Source organism: Actinomycetota bacterium, assembly GCA_035697485.1.
Lineage (GTDB): Bacteria > Actinomycetota > UBA4738 > UBA4738 > HRBIN12 > JAOUEA01.
Genome location: DASSCU010000013.1, coordinates 1 through 4,439, shown reverse-complemented (window position 1 = coordinate 4,439; position 4,439 = coordinate 1). Strand labels below are relative to the sequence as shown.

The 4,439-nt window shown below is 68.7% G+C and carries 4 protein-coding genes and 1 tRNA gene; 1 reads left to right on the top strand and 4 read right to left on the bottom strand.

Going from position 1 to position 4,439, the window contains the following annotated elements:
- From VFI59_03035 to VFI59_03025, 3 genes are all read right to left on the bottom strand, one after another.
- Positions 1 to 1,364: pyridoxal-dependent decarboxylase (locus tag VFI59_03035; protein HET6712665.1), on the bottom strand; the 1,364-nt coding region annotated here is incomplete at its 3' end.
- Between the two features lie 91 nt (positions 1,365 to 1,455).
- Complete coding sequence (locus VFI59_03030; GenBank protein HET6712664.1) at positions 1,456 to 2,838, bottom strand: aspartate aminotransferase family protein; 1,383 nt, start codon at positions 2,836 to 2,838, stop codon at positions 1,456 to 1,458.
- Between the two features lie 61 nt (positions 2,839 to 2,899).
- Entirely contained in the window at positions 2,900 to 3,397 is a 498-nt protein-coding gene (locus VFI59_03025) for a YajQ family cyclic di-GMP-binding protein (protein HET6712663.1), read from the bottom strand.
- Between the two features lie 66 nt (positions 3,398 to 3,463).
- Between VFI59_03025 and VFI59_03020 the strand changes: the two genes are divergently transcribed.
- A tRNA-Tyr gene (locus tag VFI59_03020) sits at positions 3,464 to 3,545 on the top strand.
- 403 nt (positions 3,546 to 3,948) lie between these two features.
- On the opposite strand, the gene VFI59_03015 is transcribed toward VFI59_03020, so the two are convergent.
- Positions 3,949 to 4,439: NAD(P)-dependent alcohol dehydrogenase (locus tag VFI59_03015; GenBank protein ID HET6712662.1), on the bottom strand; the 491-nt coding region annotated here is incomplete at its 5' end.

Here is a 4,439-nt window from a genome sequence, read left to right as displayed (position 1 = left end):
AGCACCGCGCGCACGTGGTCGATCGTGGTGCGGGGATTCACGAAGCACAGCCGCGCGAGCTTCTCGCCCTGCCACGTCGTCGGTTGCACGAACGCGATCTGCGCCTCGAGCAGCCGGCGCCACCACGATTCGTAGTCGGCGTCGTTCCATCCCAGCCGTCGGAACAGCACGACCGACAGCTCCGGATCCATCACGAGCTCGAGCTCCTCGCGAGCCCGGACCTCCTCGGCCGTCTCGAGCGTGAGGGTCAGCACCCGCTCGATCGCCTCGCGGTACGCGTCGGTCCCGTAGGTCGCGAGCGAGAACCACAGGGGAAGGCCGCGGGCGCGCCGCGACAGGTGGTAGGCGTAGTCGGCAGGGTTCCACTCGCTCCATGCGGCGTCGGGCTGGTTCACCGTGTCGAGGTACCCGGCCTCCTGCCGGAAGACCCCGTATGCGGTCGAGGGATCGCGGTACACGAGGGCGCAGGAGTCGTAGGGAGCGAAGAGCCACTTGTGTGGGTCGACGATGAACGAGTCGGCGCGCTCGATACCCCGGTAGTGGTCGCGCACCGACGGCGCCGCGAGACCGGCACCGCCGTAGGCCCCGTCGACGTGGAACCACAGCCCTCGCGCGTCGCACACGTCGGCGACGCCCGCGAGGTCGTCGACGGTTCCGGCGTTCGTCGCGCCCGCGCTCGCGACCACCGCGAAAACGCTCGCCGCTTCGTCCGGGCCGATCGCGTCGAGCCTCGAGGCGAGGGCGGCGCCGGTGAGCCGCCCGCGTTCGTCGCCCGTCACGTCGACGATGCCCACGTCGATCACGCGGGCGGCGGTGGCGACCGACGAGTGGACGCTCTCGGCCACGGCGATCTTCCACCCGGTGGGCGGCCGCCCGCCCAGCCGTTTCGCGGCGTTCGCCCGGGCCGCGACCAACGCCGAGAGGTTGCCCGCAGAGCCGCCGCTCACGAAGACTCCGCCGGCCTCGGCGGGGAACCCGGCGAGGTCGGCGAGCCACCGCAGCGCCTCGTTCTCCGCCCAGATCGCCCCGGCGCCGTCGATCCATCCCGCCGCGATCGTCGACGAGGCGCCGACCACGAGGTCGAAGAGCACCGCGGCCTTCGTGGGCGCTCCCGGCACGAACGCCATCGACGACGGGTGGTCGGTCGAGATCGTGGCGGGGGCGAGCACCTCGCTCCAGACGCGGAGCGCCTCCTCACCACCGAGGCCCTCGGGCGTCACCGTCTCGCCGGCGCGACGGGAGAGCTCCTCGCCGCTCGCGGATCCGTCGAGCGGCTGTGGGCTCGCGATGCGGTTGCGGGCGTAGGCGACGATCGCGCGGGAGAGGGCCTCGGTCTCGTCGGTGTAGCGGTGCATCTCGTCCATGTGACCTCCGCAACGCGAAGGGCCGGCCTCGAGGGCCGGCCCGATCTCGTGCGCTACCGCCTGCGGCTGCTTGCGCGCAGTCTGCCGCGCCTCAGGAGCTGAGCTCCTGGCAGAACTCGCCGAACGCGTCGACGTACTTCTGCACGTCGTCCTCGGTGTGCTGCACCGAGACCGTCCACTGCTCCTCGTCGCCGGGCGTCATGAAGATGCCCCGGTTGACCATCCACGGGTACGAGGCCCAGTAGATGTCGGGGATCGTCTCGAGGAAGTCCCGGTAGTTCGTGAGGGGCTCGGCCCGGTACGAGACGCAGCCCTTGGCCCCGAGGTCGACCGTGTGGGCGGGGATGCCGCTATCGGCGATCGCCCGGTTGCAGCCCTCGGCGAGCATCGTGCCGAGCTTGCCGAGGTGGTCGTACGCGTCGCGGGTCAGCACCTGCGTGAGCGCCGCGAGGCCCACGGCCGACGACAACGGGTTGCCGTTGAACGTGCCCTGCTGCGCGGCGCCCTTCGTGACGTGCTCCATGATGTTGGCGTCGCCGCCGAAAGCACCGGTCGTCGCGCCGCCGCCGATCGCCTTGGCCCACGCGGCGAGGTGCGGCACGACGCCGAAGCGCTCCGCGGCGCCGCCGTAGGCGATCGTGCCGCCGCACTTGACCTCGTCGAAGATCAGCACGGCGCCGTGCTTCTCGCACGAGTCCTTCAGGGCCTGCAGGTAGCCGTCGGACGGCACCACGATGCCGATGTTCATCATCACCGGCTCGAGGATCACCGCCGCGATCTCGCCGGGGTTGTCGGTGAAAGCCGCCTCGACCGCAGAGGCGTCATTGAACGGCGCGATGATCGTGGTGTCCCACAGCGCCCGGGGCACGCCCTTGGAGGTCGGCTGCGTGGTGTACCAGGGAGTGCCGCTCTGGTCGACGCTGTGACGCAGGTCGAGCACGTCGGCCTCGGGGACGACGGAGAACAGCACCGAGTCGTGGTGCCCGTGGTAGGAGCCCTCCATCTTGATGATCTTGTCGCGGCCGGTGGCCGCTCGTGCGACCCGGATCGCGTCCATCGTGGCCTCGGTGCCCGAGTTCACGAAGCGCATCTGGTCGCACTGGAACCGCTCGCAGATCTCCTCGGCGAGCGCGACCGTGGTCTCGGTGGTGACCGCGAAGTGGATCGCGTCCTCGGCGGCCTTCTTGATCGCCTCGACGATCTTCGGATGTGCGTGTCCCACCACGTTCACGCCGAATCCACCGTGGAAGTCGGTGTACGTGGTGCCGTCGACGTCGGTGACCGTGGAACCCTTGCCGTGCGCGAGGTACACGGGGTAGGGGTCGCCCGCCTGGAAGTTCGAGACCACGCCGTTGGGCAGGGACTTCGTCGCTCGCTGGTACAGCCTCTCGGACGCCGTCGTCCGCGTCAGCCACACCTTCGTTTCCGTGTCGGCGATCTCCGCCGCGCGCGCCTTCAGCCGTTCGAGGTCCACGCGTATCACCTCCTGAGTCGGGTCAGGGTACCCGTGGGGCCCCCAGCGGCGCAATGCGAGCTCAGGGGCGGTAGTTCGTGAACTGCAGGGCGACCCCGAAGTCGTGTTCCTTGACGGCCCTGATGGCCGCCTGCAGGTCGTCCTTGCTCTTGCCGAGCACCCGTACCTGCGCGCCCTGGATCTGCGTCTGGATCTTGGGCACCGCCTGACGCACGAACTTCGAGATCTCCTTGGTCTTCTCGTCGTTGATGCCCGTGACGATCGTGATCGTCCGGCGCGCGGTGCCCTTCGCCGCGTCCTCGATCGGCCCTGCTTGCAGGGCCTTCAGCGGGATGTTCCGCTTCACGGCGCGTTCCTGCAGCACCTGCCACGCCGCCTTGAGGCGGTCCTCGGTGGCGGAGTGCAGCTCGATCGTGCCGTCGCCCAGGGTGATCGAGGTGTCGGTGCCCTTGAAGTCGAACCGCTGGGAGATCTCGCGCCCGGTCTGGTCGACCGCGTTGCGCACCTCTTGCAGGTCGACCTCGCTCACGATGTCGAATGAGAACTGGTCTTTGGCCATGCGGCGAGCTTACCCTCGGCCGCTGTGGGGTGGCTGCTCGGTTCGCTATCCTCGGAAGTGCACCACGGGAGGATGCCCGAGCGGCCAAAGGGAGCGGTCTGTAAAATCGCCGGCGATGCCTACGGAGGTTCGAATCCTCCTCCTCCCACCGAACCAACCAACCCACCCAGGGGTGTTCTCATTACTGAGGCCCCTGACATCTCAGAACCAGCGTCAAGACCCGATCTCAGCCGCTGATCACGATCATAGTGAGCGAACGGGGGCGCGATCCGTCAGGTTGGTCGACGAGGTCTCCGAACGCGCGAAGAGCGTCATCAGGCCAGGCTGATGACGCCCTCGATGAAGCGGGGGGACTGTTCAGGCCCGGTCGTTCGGGTGGTGGCCGAGGCCACGCCGCCCGTGGTCACGACTGCGTTGACATTAGGAAATCTGGCTTGGTCCGCGCTCGCGGACGTTCGCCGAGTTGCTGATCGACGCCGAGGAGCACCTTCAGACCCGCGGGCTGCTGATCGGGATGCTCCGCGAGGGTCAGCTCCGCGGGTAGAGCCTCCTCACGGCACTTCTATGACGACCTTCCCCTTGGCGTGACCGAGTTCCAGGTAAGCGATCGCCGCCGGAGTCTCGGCGAAGGGGTAGCGTCGATCGATCTCGGGGCGGAGCTTGCCCGCCTCGATCAGCTCGGTCAGGAACTCGAGGTCGCTGGTTGCCACGTGCGCCTCGACCCTCGCGACATCCTTGCCTCCGCGGAGCGCGACGGCCATCGACTTGGCGACGCTGGTGAACCCGGTCACGGCAACCTTGCCCCCCGGAGCGAGCGCACGCTTCAGATCGGGGGCCGATCGGTTCCCGACGGTGTCCAGGATGAGGTGGAAGCGGTCGTTGCCATCGGCGAAGTCGGTCTTCCTGTAGTCGAGGACGTGGTCGGCCCCCAGCGAGCGGACCAGCTCGACGTTGTCGGTCCTCGTCACGGCCGTCACCTCGGCACCGAACGACTTGGCGATCTGAACCGCGAAGGACCCGACACCTCCGGAACCGCCGTTGA